Below are 17381 nucleotides of genomic sequence, written 5' to 3'. Positions count from 1 at the left end.
ATGAGTATAATAATTTATGATAAATATCGTTTTCTATAAAATGAGAAAAATCACTTGAAAAAATTAGTGATTAGGAGTACTGTATTTTGGTAGAGTACATCTTTTTTAGACTTTGAAGATCTTGGTAATGATCAAATTTTAGCTGTTTGAATTGCTTATCATAGGCGCTTTTGATTTTCGTTATTTCTGCATCATATTTCTCATAAGCTTTTTTGATCTTTACCGTATTGCTGGAAGCCTTCTTCAAATCCTTGTCTAGCGTCAGCTTTGCATCGGCCTTTGACTTTGCAAAGTTTGCCTCAAGAATCATGTTTTTCATTTCAAATTTTTTGTTGACTGCTACAGTATCTTTGATTCTATCTGCTTGAGTTTTTATTGCAACATCTGTATTGACATATTTTGCTGTGGATAGTGCATATGCTTCAGTAACATGAGAACCAGTAAATATCAAACCTAAGGAAAGCACCAATGTTAGAATTATGTTTCTAGTTTTATTCATCATAACACCTCCTCATAGTATTCTAAGTGAAATCGTCTTCAAGAAAAATCCATGATAACCCTGCAACTTCCATCCAAGGTTCATTCACTCCTGTTGGAAGAGGGTTTTTGGCCTCACTTCCACCAGGAAATGACTCTATGTCTGGCTTTTGGGGGTAACAGGTTAGAACTGTTAGCGACATGAATAGTATCATGGCAGAGAAATATTATAGGATGGCGAGCAATTTGTGGCCTGCCTTTTTGTAAACTCTTAATGGTAGGACAAAACCCTGTATTGAAATTGGCAAGAACATTTTACGTTAAGGAAATCATTACGATTCTTTCTGATCCTAGGTTGTGTCCTACCTGTAACAAATCCGATAGGCTAGAAGAAAATGTCATAGCTGAAAACATCTCTTGTGGTAAAACCTTTCTCTGCACAAGATGTGAGGCACTAACCGTTGTAACGAATCTAAATTTGAAGAGAGTTAATTTGGCAAGTAGGCATGATGACATTTTACTTTTAAAAGAACCACACCTTATTCGAAAAGTTACCTACTAAACGAAATAAGCAAGATAATACCATAACCCTGCCTTTTTTATCTCATCAAACATTTTTCCACTATGTCGCTACAAGAATTTGATACTGTAATTGATAGAATGGAACGTGCCTTTGATTATGCCATGAATCTGGGGCAGCCTATAGATGCAATAAAAGTACTATACTCTATGAATGCACAACTACCTGACGATATGCAGTTAGACATGGAAGACATTGAAAGTGAATCAATGGTAAAACAGTTCATCTCTGAGTACAAGCCTCAGTTAAAATCTCTGATCCTAGAATATCGTCAGCGCCTAATGAACTTCTAATGACCTAGCACTAAATGCACTGTTTTTGACCCATCGGAATCAAATATTCTTGACACGGTTTGCTATTAGTCAAATTTTAAATTAAAACTGATTCGGATGCAGTTTGTACTAAGCATACTAGAGATCCTTAATCAGTATGTCGGGGGATTATCTCTTCCACAAATTGATGGCAGTAATTTTTCAATAGACCTTAGTGGTATTTTTCCCACATCTGGTGAATCATCTGGCACTGCCGTAATTGGACCTGCAATAGATTGGATAAATAATATAGTTCATTCTCTTGCTTCTGATTCTATCGTTTCAGCCCCGGTTTTACTACTTGCTGCAGGTGTGACAATATTTCTAGGAGTCTCAGGTGAGGCATTTTTCAAAAAAACAGGAATTCCAGATGTTGCATTCTTGATGATTCTGGGCGTTGTCATAGGACCCGTTTTGGGATTAATCCAACCTGATGTAGTAATTGAAATTGTTCCCTACTTTGCTGCCATTGCATTAATCATCATCATGTTTGATGGAGGTCTAAATCTTGATCTTAAGAGTATGGCAAAGACTGCGCATTTTGCAGTAATATTATCCGTTGTAGGTTTTGCAATATCTGTAGGAATTGTAGCTGCCTTAGCTCACTTTGGATTTGGATGGGAATGGCTTGATAGCATTTTGCTTGGCTCTATTGTTGGTGGAAGCAGCTCTGCAATTGTGTTTGGCTTGGTTAGAAATCTTAAGATCTCTGATAAAGCAAAATCTCTACTAAGTTTTGAATCTGCCCTTACTGACATCTTGGCCACTATTGTTGCATTTGTAATGTTTGGAGCAATAGTTGTTGGAACGCTGGATATGCAAACCCTTGGTGATACAATAGGAAGCTCAATTGCAGTGGGATTAGTCCTTGGTCTAGGAGTTGGATTGCCTTGGATGTATCTTTCAAGCAAATTCATGAAAGGTCAACACGTTTACATGCTTACTTTGGGCATTTTGTTTGTACTATACTTCTTTGCAAATCATTATGGAGAATCTGGAGCATTAACGGCACTAGTGTTTGGCCTGATGGTGGGAAACAAGCATCGTTTTGCAAAATTATTCCGATTCAAAATGCCACACATTGACACAAATGATTCCATGCATAATCAATTGACATTCCTGGTTAGAACATTCTTCTTTGTCTTTGTAGGACTATTAGCAAGCTTTGGAAATATAGAATATGTCATATTTGGAATAATTGCAACTGTAGCAATTTACATTGGTAGAGTTATTCTAAGTAAGATGACTCTAACAAATTCCTTCTCAAAGCTTGACAAGAAAGTGACTACAATAATGATCCCACGTGGATTGGCAGCAGCAGTCTTGGCAACATTTCCTCTAACTATGGGTCTTCCTAATGCTGAGGCCTATCCGCAGATAGTATTTACAATAATCATGGCATCAGTAATTATTACGACACTTGGTCTAGGCGGTGCAAAGAAGATTCCTCCTCCTGAATATACAGAAGGAGGATTTGTAGTGCGGGAACAGCCCAAAACTGCAATTAGCTAGAAACATTCTATACTTTTTTGTTCTCAACGGGTTTAAAACAAAGTATGACGTATTATCATCGTGGTTGAACACAAGCTTCCAAAGATGCCTTATGCGTATGATGCACTAGAGCCTCATTTGGATGCTCAGACTATGGAGATTCATCATACAAAGCATCATCAGGCTTACACCAATGGATTAAATGATGCTTGGGAAGACATGTCTGAAGAAAATCAAGATCAAGGAGTAATCAAAATACTTGCTGATTTGGATCAAGTTAAGCCAGAAATTCGCGGAAAGATAAACTTTCATGGTGGTGGTTATGTTAACCACGAAATGTTTTGGAAGAGTATGGCACCAGGTGCAGGGGGAAAACCAGATGGAAATATTGCAAAATCAATAGACAAATCATTTGGAAGTTTTGATAAATTCAAAGAAGAATTTTCTAATAAAACTGCAACAATCCAGGGAAGTGGATGGGGCTGGCTTGTTTACAATCCAAAATCAAAAAATGTTGAATACAAAGCAATGGAAAATCAGGATAACCCTGTAATAGAGCAACTTGTTCCACTTTTGGGATTGGATGTATGGGAGCATGCGTATTATCTAAAATATCAAAACAAAAGACCTGACTATATTGCTGCCTGGTGGAATGTTGTAGATTGGCAAGAGATAAACTCTAGATTTTCAAGAGCAGAAAGCTTTGCAAAGGCATTGTTTTCATCATGGTAATCAATATCATTAGAGATTTTTTAGAATATAAAAAATAAAAAAAGTAATTCTTAGTAGCTTTCAGCAGATGATTCATCTAGTGATGAACGAATTGAAGTCGGTACAGATGGGAATTTTTCACCAATCTGTGCACCTGCAACTGCAGAAGCCTCACTCAATATTGCATCTGTATCAGCTGACGTTCCAACATCAGAATCAAATGATCCTTCAAATGTATTGGACATCATGCCGCCTAATGCACTTCCCATTGATTCAAATTCTGCACTTGCTTCTGGCATGAATTTTGCAAGAGCTGGGCCCATTACACGCATTGTTTCTAATGCTGGCTGTAATGATGCAACAACATCTCCAACTTCGTTTACTGTAGTTAATCTAAGCTGTACTTGTTCTAGAGCGACACGCATACCGCTAACTTTCTTCTCGTTTTTTCTCAATTCGACAAGTTCGTTTGCAAGTGCTCTTGCCATCCCTAAATCATGTCTCTGTCTTGCCTCAACAATGCGTTTGAAAAGTTTAGAGTCTTTTTCTGCCAATTTATTTGACATGTAATCCAATTTTGCAATTGGTTGAGACATCTTTCTCATTGCATTTTCTACTTTGGGCTTCAACGGACCTTCTTTTTTGATCGTTCCACGAATTTGATCAGCCATTCCGGGTGATTGTGGTTTTGACCAAGATTGCTCAAAATTAGCCATTTTCTATGAATCATATGGTTTATTCTTAATTATCAAAGCTAAAGAAAGTAAACCAGACACGTATAGTTCTACAACAAAAGTAGATACTTCAGATGAATTTGTCTGATTTTTAATTAATGCTTAAGAATTTTTTTGCAATCATGTGTATTCCAGGCTCACCAACTGCTCCCATCATGCGCTTTGCCTCTTGGCCTCCCTGAAACATAATAAAAGTTGGAATTGCCTGAACACCAAATTTCTGGGCAATAGGCTGGTTTGAATCAACATTAACTCTAACAAATTTAATTTCACGATATTTTTTTGCCATTCTCTCAAAAACTGGATGCATTATTTTGCATGGACCACACCATTCGGCCCAAAAATCTACCAAAACAAGATTATTTGAAGCAATAGTGCTATCAAAATTTGTAGAATCTAATTCCAAAACACTTACCTGAGATTGTTCTTGCATCTCTTTTTGAGCAGAAATCATCTCTTGAAGTTTTCTTTGCTTTATCTTCTCTAACTCTTCATCTTCCATGTATTTTGGACAACGTATTCCATTATAAAATAATCTACAGGTCTAGCAAAAATTTCATGTATATCTCATCATTTTGCTTTATTTCCATTTCATGAAATGTTGGTGCCTTTATCTCTACTTTGAAGTGATGCTTCTTCAAATCAATCTGTTCTCCATACACTGTCGCTTCTAGGGTGTATGATTCTTCTTTTGTAATCTTTACAGAAAATCTGCAGATTGCAAATCCTTCGGTAATTAATTGGTAAATTACTGCCTCAAGCCAATCAAATAAGAGATAATCTAGGGTGGAGCCAGCTACAGCTATGTATCTTTCCTCTTCTTCTTTAACAGATTTTATATCTAGTGTAGTGTCGACTACTGCCAATCCTGCTTGAGTAAATGCCTCATTCAAATTTTGGGCAGTCACTTCAATGATTGCATCTGTTGCATGTTCAAGGAATTTGTAGCTCAACTACTTTTCAAAATACTATGCAGTATTAATAGATAGGAAGATGGATGATGTAATCAAATCCCAAGTCTTAAATCAGATCTTTAAAGGCGTAAAAATATGGAATCTAGAAATCTAGAATACTCTAAATCTCAAAATCTACTTTTAATTTCGTTTCTAATTGCCATGTCTGGCTCTGTCATAGCAATATGGGGTGGCAGCTGGGATGTTACCTCTCATCTTCTAAACATTCCAGATACCTTCTTTACTCCATCTCATTTGATTTTGTATTCTGGAGTCGGAGTTAGTGTAATTGGTGCAGTTCTAGGATTAGGAATTTTATTTTTTAATAAAGAGATACGACAAAACTCTGTTTCACTAGGTCTAAAAATGATTATCATCGGTGCTGTTTTGCAATTGATTGCAGGACCTGGAGATTTTTACTGGCATGAGGCATTTGGTATAGATGGACTTCTTAGTCCTACTCATATTGTCATTTTGCTTGGAATGATGATGGTTGCATTAGGTTCTGTTATAGGAATTACCAGAATGAAAATACATTTTGGTGGAAACGTCAATTTTTATAAAATTATTCTACCGGTTTCCTTTGGAGTTTTTTGGTTTATTTCAATTTCATTTAATTTCATGTTTACTCTTCCAATTTCTGAAGGGGATACTCACAACTTTAATCCAGATCCATACGTCGCAGTTGGATTATCTTTTGGGCTGCCACTTGTCGGTTCTATGATATTTCTTTCTGCGGTAAGATTTGTTGGATTTGGGGCAGGGATTTTATCCATTATATCTCTAGTTCTTCTAAACATCACTTCTGATATTCTTACAAATGAATTACTTTACCAATACATTCCGTTGTACGCTGCACCAATTATTGCATCAGTGATTGCAGAAATTATTATTAAAAAGAGAATAAGATACTCTGAAAATATATCTGGAGCAATTATAGGCTCAATGTTCTTTGTCTACTGTTTTCCTCTGGTAACTATGACTTTTCTTCTCTTTGAATTGTCTCCAGATGTATTAGCTTATGATGTTTTACACCTATATCCTAATCTTGTTTTTCAATACTGGGGATTAACCATGGTTCCAGGTGCCATATTTGGATTAGTTGGCTCATTACTGATTAAGAAAATGATTGTAGATTAGCCTCTCAACCCATTCTGTATATTCTGGACATCTAGTTTCTTAAATGGAGTTTATCTCAAAAATTGTTTAATGATCCCTGTATCATTAATGCTACTAATTCTGACAGCAGTAGGCTCTGTGCTGTTTGTTTTTCTTTATGACTCTACCACATATGATGAAGTATTAGAAGTAAAAAAACAACTAGCAGATGATAATTACAAACTTCAGAGAAGCCTAGAGAAGCAGATGAATCAATATTACATGGGTGAGATTGATGATGAGAAATATCTCAAAGCATTATATGAAATTCAGAGTCAAGTAGATGAACACATATTAGATATTAAGCAAAAAATTGACAATCCAAATGAGAATATTACTTTCCATGATGCCAATGACCTACAGGTAAGAATATCTGGTGAGATTACCATGGCAGAGTTAAATCTTCTCAAATGAATTGAAAATTACATTACAGCAAAGTCTTAAATCATAATCATGAAATGACATGATAACTTGGAACTACCTCGAGGTATGAAGGACTTTGATCCTGAAGAACTATCCCAAATAGAATATGTAAGAGAAAAATTCATAGAAACTGCAAAAATTTTCGGTTTTTCACTAATGGATCCATCTCCAATCGAATCCCTTTCCACATTGGAGGCAAAGTCTGGTCCAGCTATTCGTGAAGAGATTTATTTTTTCAAAGACAAAGGGGAACGTGAGATTGCATTACGGTTTGACTTCACCGTGGGACTGACAAGGTACGTTGCATCACAAAAATCATTGAAACTTCCTGCAAAACTTGGCTCCTTTGGAGGAGTATGGCGTTATGATGAACCCCAAAAAGGACGATATCGATTCTTTCACCAATGGAACATTGAATTATTTGGCAAACCAAGCTTAGAATCTGAATCTGAAGTAATAGAATTTACTTCAAGACTTTTTGAAAAACTAGGACTCAAAAACATTGTCATTGAAATTAATCATAGAAAGCTTGTAGAATCTTTTGTTAGAAAAACACCTCAAACAAAATCCTCATTTGTTGATGACAAAATTCTTGCTGATTCCTTTAGACTGATTGACAAAGTAGCAAAAAAATCCCGTGATGAACTAATCAAAGAATACGAAGAATCCCTTGGTCATCAATTTACTCAAAAACTACTTGATTTTGCCAGTATCAAGGGTAACCCTGAAGAGATTGAGAAAAAAATAGACGTCTCCTCTATTGAATCATGGGATTATCTTAAGCGACTGTGGAATTCTTTACACAATAGAGGGATATCAAATATTAGAATTAATTTTGGAATAGTTCGCGGACTGGATTATTACTCCGGTACTGTCTTTGAAGTATTTGATGACTCTTCAGATCTTGGTGCATTGGCAGGTGGAGGAAGATACGATGCATTAACGGAAGCATTTGGAAGAAATGATATTGGTGCAACTGGTGTTGCAGGAGGTGTGGAGAGAATAATTCTCACTATGAAGGATCAAGGAATTGAAAATAAACAAAATCCACCCAGAGTTTCGGTTTTATATGTAAATGATGAGATGCTCCCTCATGCAATGAATCTTGCATCAAAACTACGACAAGCAAAAATTCCTACACTTGTGGATCTTGTTGGCCGACAGCTAAAAAAACAGATGGATGCAGCATCTGAATCCATGTTTAGTATTATTGTCGCACCTGCCGAATTTGCAGAGAAAAAAATTGTACTACGTAATATGAAAGATGGAAATGAATCTAAAATTAATCTAGATGAATTAGTATCGAATCCAAAATCTTTTCTTCAACTTTGAAATGCTCTTGTGAGCATCATTATTTCAGGCCCACTGGTAAATGAACCGACTACGACTGAATTGTTATTTGCTAGAACGCCGGAACCCACAAATGGAATTCCTCCATTAATAGTTGCAGGCTCTATCTCTGTCTTTAACACATTTGATATTATTCTAATGTCCTCATCATCTGTTTCTGGATGAATGATGCCACCATGACTAGTTGATACCAACATCGCACCGACTTGGTGATATCCTGCCACTCTTTTTTGTAAAACTTCTACTCCTAACACATCTTGAATTTTTTTCAAAGACTCTTTTGGTATAGATGGTGAAACAATTGCACCTGAATCATTTGTTGCAATCATGTTTCCCAATGCATTATGTTTTGTATCTAAAATTTCTACATTAAGTCCTGTCTCTTTTTTCAAAAATTGCAGCTCATGCTCTGATGCTGTACTAGGTAAAAGAATTCCATTATTGTTTAATGCCATCATAATTCCAATCAATCTTGTGTTTGCAATTGATGTGATTAGAACTTCTGTTTTCAAATATTTTGCAAGCGTATCTGATTTTTCTTTTGTAAACCCATTTGGTAAAAAGACAAAACTGTCATTTGTCTTGGTGTAAATTCCAATGTTTGGGCCACGATAAATATCGTATTTGTAAATATCCAACAAATCAGACATCTTCTAAAAAGATATGAACGTAAGGAAAAAACGGTGTTATAATTTCTGATTTTCAGCGATCTGAAAATTTAGTGGCGACTAAGTTTGTCTAGGTTTAAATATTATTTGACAAAAAGTGTATCATGCCAATTGCAGAAAATTTTCCAGAAGGTCTAAAGCCAATCGGAAAAATTAATCACGCAGACGGTGAACACTTTCACTTCATGTGGGGTCCAGGTAGAGGCGACGCAGAAACTTCATCTAACGAGGAAGTTCAAGCAGCTTACAAGGCCCGTGGTGAAAAATTTCAGCCACTAGGTGTCAGCGGAACAATGGTCGCAGTCGATTGGGATTCTTGTGTAGCAGACGGTGCTTGCATCGAAGCCTGCCCAGTACAAGTTTTCCAATGGTACAGAACTGAAAAAGATATTCCAGCCAACAAAGTCATTGGTGAAACTTTTGAGGGTACTGGAAGTTCTGTAAAAGAAGAACGTAAGGATTACACTGACAAAGCAGATCCAATCAGAGAACATGATTGTATCTGGTGTATGGCTTGCGTCTCAGTCTGTCCTCCTCAAGCTATCAAAGTTGATCAATCTAACTTGGAAGCACATGAGAAAGCAGCTGGAACCTTCGTCAAGATGGAAGCAGGAACTGCTAATCCACACGCACACGACTAAAACAACATCTTTCTTTCTTTCTTTTTGATCTACTGTTACGTTATGCGTTCTTAACAAATTTTAATCAGTTGTTATCATCGAAGTTCGCAGAGGTCGCCTAGCTCGGTAGGGCGCGGGCCTTGAGAGCCTGTGTGAGCAATCACCCGGGGGTTCAAATCCCTCTCTCTGCGCTTACTTTTTTCCAAACTTGCTAAGCTCAGCCAAAAGTGCTGACAATTGGATCTCTGGATTAGATCCCATAAGTAATCGATAATCATATTTTGCAATTACCTCAAGAATTTCACCTAGATTGTCATTCTTTGTCTTAAAGACTGCAGCGTTAATGTACTTTAGAAAATCTGATTCTGACATGCCATATACTTTCACAAGCTCTACCATCTTGTCTCTTGCCTCTGAAATCTTTCCATCCAATGCAAGCTTTAGAATGTCACTGACATCTTTTGTCTTTGAAAGTCCAGCAGCACCCTTTACATGCTCCTCAGTAATATCACCCAAACTAGCAGCTGCCTGCAACAAGTTAATTGAATGTCTCATGTCTCCTTCTGCATAATCACAAATTGCCTTTAGACCCTTTTCGTCTGCCTTTAGCTTTTCTTTCTTTGCTATAACCTTTAGATGATCAATTACGTCTTTTTCTGGAATTGATGTAAATTTGAATACTGCACACCTACTTTGAATCGGTGCAATAATCTTTGAGATATTATTTGCAATTAGAATAAATCTACAATATTTTGCAGTATCTTCAATGATTCTGCGCAATGCAGTCTGGGCATCTGATGTCATCTCGTCTGCCTCATCCAAGATAATTATCTTAAATGGGATCTGAGAATCCAATCCTGCAAATCTTGAGAATTTTTTAACCCTATCTCTTACCATGTTTATGCCGCGCTCATCTGAGGCATTTAGCTCAAGTGTGTAATCCTTCCAATGCTCTCCCAAAATTTGTCGTGATATACAGACTGCTGCAGTGGTCTTGCCAATACCTGCAGATCCTGAAAATAGCAAATGTGGCATCTCATCTTGATTTTTTAAAAGAGAAGTAAGACTACCGATGATCTCTTTTTGATCTACTATCTCAGATAGCTTTGTTGGCCTGTATTTTTCCACCCACATAAAATGAGAACTAGCCATCGATCTGATGATTTTCTTACCCGCATAAAAACGATTTATACAGGATCAATTGATCTGACCTTTTGGTAAACAGAATTGATCGATCCGATACATCAAGTTCAAACCGGGATAAATTGATCTCATGAACACAGCATCCCTTGAAAAGGTGCACAGGACCTCCTTTGAGCTAGAGGACGTAAAGGTCAGCCTATTGCAAGATCTAAAACTTGATGTGGCTGGAGTAAACGTTACTGGAAATCAAGGCGAGATGCTCAACATTCCACGATGGGTTGCATCTGTGTTGGAGAAAGAGAAGCTAGGCCAAATTCAAGATACTGACATGGTAGTTGAGCTAAAACAAGCAATTGTTAAAGAAAATGTTCAGGGAGCATTTGAGATTTCTACACTAGAACCACATTTTTACATAAAGCTAAAGGCATACATGAAAAGACTAAACGAATCAGACTTTGACAAAGTTCAAAGTATGCTAAACACACTTGTTAGAAAAAGACACGGAAAAATTATTCATTTGGCAGATTCTTCTAAGCTGACTGCTGATCTTGCAAAAAAGATGACAGTCGAGGAGAGGGAATTCTATAATAACCTGCATAATATCAGCGAAGAATTCACAAAACAAATTTTAGGTGATTTGAATTGACGATGGAAACTCAACAGATGACAGAATCTGCACTAGCAGACATGGTAAAGTCATTTCTTGTACAATTCAAAGACAAATCTGGCTCTTTCAAGTATGTAGAACAGATTGATGGCATGATGCCAAAGAATTCCAAATTTATCGTAATTGATTACAACGATCTTGTCTCTTTTCCAGAAATTGATTCAAGGTTCAATGAGCATCCAGATCAAATTCTATCTGCATTTGCTCGCGCAATAAAGGAAATACTTCAAGAAAGATTTTCAAAATATGCTGAAAAGATAAAAGATGACATTAGGGCACGTATTGTAAACTATCCAGTTCAGCGTAGCCTTAGACAAATCAATGCCGAAGTAATTAACAGAATGACAAGTGTCTCAGGAATGGTAGTTAGGTCCTCCGAAGTAAAGCCACTTGCAAGAGAATTAATCTACAAATGTCCAGATGGTCACCTTACACAAATCATTCTACTAAAAGGAATGAGTGTTAATACTCCAAACAAATGCAGTGACCCCAAGTGTACACATAGAGAACTTGACATTGAACCTGAAACTAGCAAATTCATAGACTTTCAAATCTTAAGATTACAAGAACTTCCTGAAGACCTTCCACCTGGTCAGCTTCCTCACTATATTGATGTGGCAATAAAGCAAGACCTGGTTGATAACGCAAGACCTGGTGATAGAATCATCCTTACTGGAATTGTTAGAATTGAGCAAGAACCAATTGCTGGAGTAAGCAAGGTAAACAGTGGTTTGTATAGATTAAGAATTGATGGTAACAACATTGAATTTCTTGGAGGCCGTGGCTCAAAGACCTCTAGAAAATCAGAAAGAGAAGAGATTTCACCAGAAGAAGAAAAAATTATCAAATCTTTGGCAAGAAATCCTGATATCTATCAAAGACTAGTGGACTCTTTTGCCCCCCACATTCAGGGTCAGATGCTTATCAAAGAAGCAATCTTGCTTCTAGTAGTTGGCTCTACTCAAAGACTACTAGGTGATGGAAGTAAGATTCGTGGTGACATTAACGTATTTTTGGTCGGAGATCCAGGTACTGCAAAAAGTGAGATGCTAAAATTCTGTGCTAGAATTGCACCAAGAGGTCTTTACACCTCCGGTAGAGGTTCTACTGCAGCAGGTCTTACTGCAGCAGTTGTTAGAGACAAGAGTGGAATTATGATGTTAGAGGCAGGAGCAGTTGTACTTGGAGACCAAGGACTAGTATGCATTGATGAGTTTGATAAGATGAAACCTGAGGACCGCAGTGCACTACATGAAGTCATGGAACAACAATCTGCAAGCATTGCAAAAGGAGGAATCGTTGCAACACTAAATGCTAGAACTTCAATTCTTGCAGCTGCAAACCCAATGTATGGAAAATATGATCCATTCAAAAATATCACTGAAAATGTAAATCTCCCAATTCCTCTTTTGACAAGATTTGATCTGATATTTGTCGTACGAGACATTCCATCAAAAGAAAGGGATCGTACCATTGCACAACATATCATTGATCTTCACACTCCTACAGGTGTTGAGAATCGCTCTCTGATTGATGTTGATATCCTGACAAAATATCTTGCATACTCTAAGCGAGTTGATCCTGTTTTAACTAAAGATGCTGAAGAAAAGATTCTAGAGTACTATATGAAGATGAGAAATGTTGACTCTGAAGAGATGATTACTGTTACCCCAAGACAGCTTGAGGGACTAATTCGTTTGACTACTGCACGAGCTAGACTATTAATGAAAGATCAAGCCGACGGCGAAGATGCAGAAAGAGCAATCTTCCTAATTCAAAGCATGCTTCAAGATGCTGGGGTAGATGTAAACACCGGTAAAGTTGATCTAGGTGTGTTACAAGGAAGACCAAGAAGTGAAGTATCAAAGATGCAACTCTTCATGGATGTTCTAAAATCCTTGGAAGGCGAAAACAAGACAGCAGTAGAAGAAAAACTCTTTGTAAAGGAGCTTGAAAAATCAGGTAAATTTACCGAGGAGGAAGCAAGAAACTACATTAGAAGAATGCTTCGCGAAGCATCTATTTATGAATCAAAACCCGGTCACTATAACCGAGTATGAAGATATCAGAGCTAGATTTTCCAAAACCAATAATTGATTTTTTCAAGGAACAAGGATTCAAGGAGCTTTACCCTCCCCAATCAGATACGATCAAGGCAGGTCTCTTAGATGGAAAGAGCATTCTAGTTTCTGCACCAACTGCCAGTGGAAAAACTCTGATTGCAACACTTGCAATGATAAAATATCTGCTTGAGAATAATGGAAAAATAATCTACCTGAGCCCACTTCGTGCACTTGCTTCTGAAAAATTTAACGAGTTTAAAAAAATTGAAAAGATTTCAAACATGGGTAAAACAAAGGTGATGATCTCCACTGGAGATTTTGAATCAGTTGATCAAAATCTAGAGAAAGGAAACATCTTGGTTCTAACAAATGAAAAGATGGACTCACTAGTTAGACATGGTGCTGAATGGATTGATGATGTTGGTTTAGTTATTGCTGACGAAGTCCATTTGATTGGGGACCAGGACAGAGGACCTACACTAGAAATGGTTCTAACAAAACTCAAACTTTTAGAGAACAAACCCCAGATTGTAGGTCTCAGTGCTACCATAACTAATGCTGATGAGATTGCAAAATGGCTTGGATGCACTCTAGTTGAAAATTCATGGAGACCAGTTCCACTATCTGAAGGAGTCTATGATGGAGGAAGTGTGACTATGGGTGATGGGAGATTTTTTGAGGTAGAATCAACCATTCGTGGTGCACCTATTGACTTGGGTGCAGCATCTGTAAAGGATGGAGGCCAATCCTTGGTATTTGCTGAAACTAGAACCAGATCTGCATCATTGGCTGCCAAAGCATCTGAAATTATTTCGCGGTATCTGCAAGAATCTGAGAAAAAAATTCTAGAGGAGACATCAAAAAAAATACTGAGCAATAATGAAAACACTGCACTAGTAAAGACTCTAGCTGAGTTAGTCAAGAAGGGAGTTGCATTTCACCATGCAGGATTAAATCAAAATTGTAGAGAGATAATTGAAAATGAATTTCGTAGTGGACGAATCAAATTACTTTCCTCAACTCCCACTCTTGCAGCAGGAGTAAATCTTCCTGCACGACGAGTTGTAATATCAAACATTGCAAGATATAATGCAAAGATTGGAGCAAACAAGCCAATTAGCGTTTTAGAATACAAACAGCTTTGTGGACGAGCAGGTAGGCCTCAATATGATGAGTTTGGTGAAGCAATAATCGTTGGAAAATCAAACACTGATGAATTAATCGAGTATTACATTCGTGGAGAACCTGAACCAATAGAATCAAAGATTACAGATGATAAGGCTTTACGAATTCATCTGCTTAGCGTAGTTGTTACAACTCCAGGAATTAAAAAGGAAGAGATTCTTGAATTCTTTTTGCAAACATTAGGGGGATTACAATCAAGAAAGTCTACAATGAAATTTGGAATTGATATTGCAACAAGATATCTACTTCACGAGGGATTTTTAATTAAAAAAGGTGATAGATATGCTGCAACTGATTTTGGAAAAAAAGTTTCCAAGCTGTACATTGACCCATTAACTGCATCCTACTTTAGAAAAGCATTAGAAAATGTTTCAGAAGAAAGAAATCATACGTTTGGATTTTTACATCTTGTATCAAACAGTGAAGAGTTTTTCCCAAAATTTGCATTGCGAAACAAGGACTATGAGACTGCTAGTCTTATGATTGAAAATCATTCCTCTGAATTATTGGAACCAATATCTGAGTATGACTGCAACCGAAGTTTATTGGCCCTACAATCATGGATAACAGAATCTTCGGAGGTCTCATTATCTGATAATCTAAAGATTGAATCAGGAGATATGCACAGAATGGTTGAGACATCAAACTGGTTAGTGTATTGCTTGAGGGAGCTTGCAAAGCAGATGGAGCGTCCGGATTTACTTGATGAATTAGATTCACTTCGAAAGCGTATTGTCTATGGAATTCGTGAGGAGCTTCTTGACCTTGTAAAGATCAAGGGTATTGGAAGAATTCGTGCAAGAAAACTATACAATACTGGAATCAAAAACCTTGATGATTTGGCTGCAATTCCTGTTAAAAAATTGGCAGAGATTGATAAAATTGGTTCAACACTTGCAGATAACATAAAGTCTCAATTACGGAAAGGTAGATAATTGTCTGAGCTAATAATTCCAGGAATAATTACATCGGTAGTTGCTTTCTTTACGGTTTTTGTAGTGACTCCATTTTTAATCAAAGCCCTTGAAAAGCGTAAGATGACTGTAAAAGACTTTAACAAACCTGGCGAAATAATGGTGGTTAGACCCGGTGGTCCTGCACTCATTGCAGGAATTCTTGCAGCAGAATTTACACTGTATGCATTCTTACAAATGAATGAAATTCTTGCAGTAATTGCTACAACTAGCATGGCCTTTGTTGTCGGAATGATTGATGATAGAAAGGTAATGGGTGGGTGGTTTAAACCCATTGCACTTGCAGTTTCTGCAGTACCGATAATTCTCTTTGGTGCATATGATTCAAATCTATCTTTTCCAATTTTTGGTGATGCTGTAATTCCTGCACTATACCTTGCAGTAGTAATTGTAATGATTCCCATTACAGGAAACACAATCAACTCAATTGATGTGTTAAACGGAGTTGCTAGTGGTTTTATGACCATTGCAAGCTTTGCTTTAACAATCTCGTTGGTAATAGTTCAAAACTATGAGGTAGCCTTGATTAGTTTGCCGTTAGGTTTTGTCTCACTTGCATTTTACAGGTATCATAAAGTTCCAAGTAAAATTTTTCCAGGTGATTCAGGAGCACTGACACTTGGTGCAATGTATGGTGCAATTGCAATTGTAGGTGGAGTTGAAATTATAGCAGCAATTGCTTTGCTACCAGCTGTAATTAACTCATTTTTGTTTCTCTCCAGCATGAAGAGAATTGTCGAGCACAGACAGATAAAAGCAAAACCTGTTACACATACTGATGATTTTAAACTCAAGGCAACTACTGAAAAGGATGCTCCAGTTACACTGGTTCGACTAATTCTTGGGGACAAGCCATTATCTGAGAAGCAAGTTGGCTATGAAATATTCAAACTGGCAATTTTTTCAGGCATTCTGGCAGTGATAAGCGCCTTTTTGACGGTGATCAAATTTTGAATAAATCACTTTACATCTTTATCTTTGCAATGTGGGTTTTGTTATTAATTGGAGGAGGAATAGTGATCACAGTTCTTGGACCTATATCGATATCTGGATATGGGGAATTAAACCAAGTAATATCTTCTGGAATAAAGGCAATTGTTGCAATAATTCTTGTTGTACTGTGGGTTTATGTTTTATCAAAATTCAAAAAATGGATATTTCAAAAACAGATCAGTAGCTAAATCTTTGCAAAAGTATATGTCTAGAATGTGGGCATTTACAGATGAGAAATGAATTTAGAAGTTGATGAGAACGCAAAAAAAGAAATCGGACAAGCAATTACTAGTCCTGATAGCCCAGTTGGAATTGATGCAAAAAAGACACACATCATTATCATCAACAAGCTAATCGAAATTGAAAAGCGACTCGATAAACTTGAAAAACTACATTAACTAAGATTCCAACCAATCTTTTTGTTTTTTATCATACTCTTCTCTAGAGTACTTTACTTTAGCTGGAACTCCAACAACTACTGAATTTGGAGGAACATCCTTGGTTACTACTGCTCCCATTGCAACAACACTATTCTTTCCTACCGTGACACCTGCCTTAATCACGGCACGTGCACCAATTATTGCACCATCTTCAATAGTAACTCCAATCATTTTATCACACATTGGGTATGGATCATTTGTTAATGCAGCATTTGGTCCGATAAACACATTCTTTCCAATTCGTGATAAAGGCGGAATGTAAGCAAGTCCTTCGATCTTTGTATTTTCTCCAATCTTTACGTTATAGTCAATATGTGCAAGGGAACCAATCTTGACATTGTCTCCAATCTCTACATTGTCTCCAATATACGAAAAATGCCAGATGCTTACATTTTTTCCAATCTTTGCTTTTTGAGAAATATGATTTGTTACCAAAAACG

At 37.0% G+C, this 17381-nt stretch carries 20 protein-coding genes and 1 tRNA gene; 14 read left to right on the top strand and 7 right to left on the bottom strand.

Annotated features, from left to right (window positions below; genetic code table 11):
- Nucleotides 1–70 precede the first annotated feature (70 nt).
- Nucleotides 71–499 (bottom strand): hypothetical protein, encoded by a 429-nt coding sequence (locus DWQ18_08680; GenBank protein RDJ33213.1) that lies wholly within the window; start codon nucleotides 497–499, stop codon nucleotides 71–73.
- Nucleotides 500–778: 279 nt separating this feature from the next.
- Between DWQ18_08680 and DWQ18_08675 the strand changes: the two genes are divergently transcribed.
- The 4 genes from DWQ18_08675 to DWQ18_08660 all read left to right on the top strand — a co-directional run bounded on the left by DWQ18_08675 (nucleotide 779) and on the right by DWQ18_08660 (nucleotide 3591).
- The gene (locus DWQ18_08675) at nucleotides 779–1039 is read left to right on the top strand and encodes a hypothetical protein (protein ID RDJ33457.1); all 261 of its coding nucleotides are present in this window, start codon (nucleotides 779–781) and stop codon (nucleotides 1037–1039) included.
- A 62-nt stretch (nucleotides 1040–1101) separates the two neighbouring features.
- On the top strand, nucleotides 1102–1350 hold the full coding sequence (locus DWQ18_08670) for a hypothetical protein (protein RDJ33212.1): 249 nt from the start codon (nucleotides 1102–1104) through the stop codon (nucleotides 1348–1350).
- A gap of 96 nt (nucleotides 1351–1446) precedes the next feature.
- Complete coding sequence (locus DWQ18_08665) at nucleotides 1447–2880, top strand: peptidase (GenBank protein RDJ33211.1); 1434 nt, start codon at nucleotides 1447–1449, stop codon at nucleotides 2878–2880.
- A 60-nt stretch (nucleotides 2881–2940) separates the two neighbouring features.
- Nucleotides 2941–3591 (top strand): superoxide dismutase, encoded by a 651-nt coding sequence (locus DWQ18_08660; protein ID RDJ33210.1) that lies wholly within the window; start codon nucleotides 2941–2943, stop codon nucleotides 3589–3591.
- 50 nt (nucleotides 3592–3641) lie between these two features.
- Here DWQ18_08660 and DWQ18_08655 read toward each other — a convergent pair whose 3' ends face one another.
- From DWQ18_08655 to DWQ18_08645, 3 genes are all read right to left on the bottom strand, one after another.
- Complete coding sequence (locus DWQ18_08655; protein RDJ33209.1) at nucleotides 3642–4286, bottom strand: hypothetical protein; 645 nt, start codon at nucleotides 4284–4286, stop codon at nucleotides 3642–3644.
- A gap of 109 nt (nucleotides 4287–4395) precedes the next feature.
- Complete coding sequence (gene trxA, locus DWQ18_08650; protein ID RDJ33208.1) at nucleotides 4396–4806, bottom strand: thioredoxin; 411 nt, start codon at nucleotides 4804–4806, stop codon at nucleotides 4396–4398.
- Between the two features lie 34 nt (nucleotides 4807–4840).
- Complete coding sequence (locus DWQ18_08645; protein ID RDJ33207.1) at nucleotides 4841–5257, bottom strand: archease; 417 nt, start codon at nucleotides 5255–5257, stop codon at nucleotides 4841–4843.
- A 96-nt stretch (nucleotides 5258–5353) separates the two neighbouring features.
- Between DWQ18_08645 and DWQ18_08640 the strand changes: the two genes are divergently transcribed.
- The 3 genes from DWQ18_08640 to hisS all read left to right on the top strand — a co-directional run bounded on the left by DWQ18_08640 (nucleotide 5354) and on the right by hisS (nucleotide 8170).
- Nucleotides 5354–6397 (top strand): hypothetical protein, encoded by a 1044-nt coding sequence (locus DWQ18_08640; GenBank protein ID RDJ33206.1) that lies wholly within the window; start codon nucleotides 5354–5356, stop codon nucleotides 6395–6397.
- A gap of 69 nt (nucleotides 6398–6466) precedes the next feature.
- The gene (locus tag DWQ18_08635; GenBank protein ID RDJ33205.1) at nucleotides 6467–6829 is read left to right on the top strand and encodes a hypothetical protein; all 363 of its coding nucleotides are present in this window, start codon (nucleotides 6467–6469) and stop codon (nucleotides 6827–6829) included.
- A 57-nt stretch (nucleotides 6830–6886) separates the two neighbouring features.
- Nucleotides 6887–8170, top strand: a complete 1284-nt coding sequence (hisS, locus tag DWQ18_08630) for a histidine--tRNA ligase (GenBank protein RDJ33204.1) — start codon at nucleotides 6887–6889, stop codon at nucleotides 8168–8170.
- On the opposite strand, the gene DWQ18_08625 is transcribed toward hisS, so the two are convergent.
- Nucleotides 8161–8826 (bottom strand): translation initiation factor IF-6, encoded by a 666-nt coding sequence (locus DWQ18_08625; protein RDJ33456.1) that lies wholly within the window; start codon nucleotides 8824–8826, stop codon nucleotides 8161–8163. The two genes, hisS and DWQ18_08625, sit on opposite strands and share 10 nt — an antisense overlap.
- Before the next feature lie 134 nt (nucleotides 8827–8960).
- On the opposite strand from DWQ18_08625, the gene DWQ18_08620 reads away from it, so the two are divergent.
- Complete coding sequence (locus DWQ18_08620; protein RDJ33203.1) at nucleotides 8961–9497, top strand: ferredoxin family protein; 537 nt, start codon at nucleotides 8961–8963, stop codon at nucleotides 9495–9497.
- Between the two features lie 86 nt (nucleotides 9498–9583).
- Nucleotides 9584–9667 (top strand) — tRNA-Ser (locus DWQ18_08615).
- Nucleotide 9668: 1 nt separating this feature from the next.
- Here DWQ18_08615 and DWQ18_08610 read toward each other — a convergent pair.
- Nucleotides 9669–10610, bottom strand: a complete 942-nt coding sequence (locus DWQ18_08610; GenBank protein ID RDJ33202.1) for a replication factor C small subunit — start codon at nucleotides 10608–10610, stop codon at nucleotides 9669–9671.
- Nucleotides 10611–10749: 139 nt separating this feature from the next.
- Between DWQ18_08610 and DWQ18_08605 the strand changes: the two genes are divergently transcribed.
- Genes DWQ18_08605 through DWQ18_08585 form a run of 5 tightly spaced genes read left to right on the top strand, consistent with a single transcriptional unit; the run spans nucleotide 10750 to nucleotide 16689 of the window.
- Nucleotides 10750–11265 carry a hypothetical protein gene (locus DWQ18_08605; GenBank protein ID RDJ33201.1) on the top strand — a complete coding sequence of 172 codons (516 nt, stop codon included), beginning with the start codon at nucleotides 10750–10752 and terminating at the stop codon, nucleotides 11263–11265.
- A 2-nt stretch (nucleotides 11266–11267) separates the two neighbouring features.
- A complete protein-coding gene (locus DWQ18_08600; protein RDJ33200.1) occupies nucleotides 11268–13346 on the top strand; it encodes an ATPase in 2079 nt (692 codons plus the stop codon).
- Nucleotides 13343–15469: an RNA helicase gene (locus tag DWQ18_08595; GenBank protein RDJ33199.1), complete on the top strand. Its 2127-nt coding sequence runs from the start codon at nucleotides 13343–13345 to the stop codon at nucleotides 15467–15469. Before DWQ18_08600 ends, DWQ18_08595 begins: the two co-directional genes overlap by 4 nt.
- Nucleotides 15470–16462, top strand: coding sequence for a UDP-N-acetylglucosamine-1-phosphate transferase (locus tag DWQ18_08590; protein RDJ33198.1), 993 nt, complete (start codon nucleotides 15470–15472; stop codon nucleotides 16460–16462).
- Nucleotides 16459–16689 (top strand): hypothetical protein, encoded by a 231-nt coding sequence (locus DWQ18_08585; GenBank protein RDJ33197.1) that lies wholly within the window; start codon nucleotides 16459–16461, stop codon nucleotides 16687–16689. Before DWQ18_08590 ends, DWQ18_08585 begins: the two co-directional genes overlap by 4 nt.
- A gap of 210 nt (nucleotides 16690–16899) precedes the next feature.
- On the opposite strand, the gene DWQ18_08580 is transcribed toward DWQ18_08585, so the two are convergent.
- A complete protein-coding gene (locus DWQ18_08580) occupies nucleotides 16900–17376 on the bottom strand; it encodes an N-acetyltransferase (GenBank protein ID RDJ33196.1) in 477 nt (158 codons plus the stop codon).
- Between the last annotated feature and the right edge of the window lie 5 nt (nucleotides 17377–17381).

It is taken from the genome of Thermoproteota archaeon, assembly GCA_003352285.1.
In the GTDB taxonomy this organism is placed as follows: Archaea; Thermoproteota; Nitrososphaeria; order Nitrososphaerales; family Nitrosopumilaceae; genus PXYB01.
The sequence above is the reverse complement of the archived record's forward strand: the minus strand, read 5'-3'. Positions and strand labels throughout refer to the sequence as shown.

What these genes read in the sequence shown, in the direction of transcription:
- DWQ18_08680 (RDJ33213.1), bottom strand. Translation starts at nt 499, where the DNA reads ATGAATAAAACTAGAAACATAATTCTAACATTGGTGCTTTCCTTAGGT.
- DWQ18_08670 (RDJ33212.1), top strand. Translation starts at nt 1,102, where the DNA reads ATGTCGCTACAAGAATTTGATACTGTAATTGATAGAATGGAACGTGCC.
- DWQ18_08665 (RDJ33211.1), top strand. Translation starts at nt 1,447, where the DNA reads ATGCAGTTTGTACTAAGCATACTAGAGATCCTTAATCAGTATGTCGGG.
- DWQ18_08655 (RDJ33209.1), bottom strand. Translation starts at nt 4,286, where the DNA reads ATGGCTAATTTTGAGCAATCTTGGTCAAAACCACAATCACCCGGAATG.
- trxA (RDJ33208.1), bottom strand. Translation starts at nt 4,806, where the DNA reads ATGGAAGATGAAGAGTTAGAGAAGATAAAGCAAAGAAAACTTCAAGAG.
- DWQ18_08640 (RDJ33206.1), top strand. Translation starts at nt 5,354, where the DNA reads ATGGAATCTAGAAATCTAGAATACTCTAAATCTCAAAATCTACTTTTA.
- DWQ18_08635 (RDJ33205.1), top strand. Translation starts at nt 6,467, where the DNA reads ATGATCCCTGTATCATTAATGCTACTAATTCTGACAGCAGTAGGCTCT.
- DWQ18_08620 (RDJ33203.1), top strand. Translation starts at nt 8,961, where the DNA reads ATGCCAATTGCAGAAAATTTTCCAGAAGGTCTAAAGCCAATCGGAAAA.
- DWQ18_08610 (RDJ33202.1), bottom strand. Translation starts at nt 10,610, where the DNA reads ATGTGGGTGGAAAAATACAGGCCAACAAAGCTATCTGAGATAGTAGAT.
- DWQ18_08605 (RDJ33201.1), top strand. Translation starts at nt 10,750, where the DNA reads ATGAACACAGCATCCCTTGAAAAGGTGCACAGGACCTCCTTTGAGCTA.
- DWQ18_08600 (RDJ33200.1), top strand. Translation starts at nt 11,268, where the DNA reads ATGGAAACTCAACAGATGACAGAATCTGCACTAGCAGACATGGTAAAG.
- DWQ18_08595 (RDJ33199.1), top strand. Translation starts at nt 13,343, where the DNA reads ATGAAGATATCAGAGCTAGATTTTCCAAAACCAATAATTGATTTTTTC.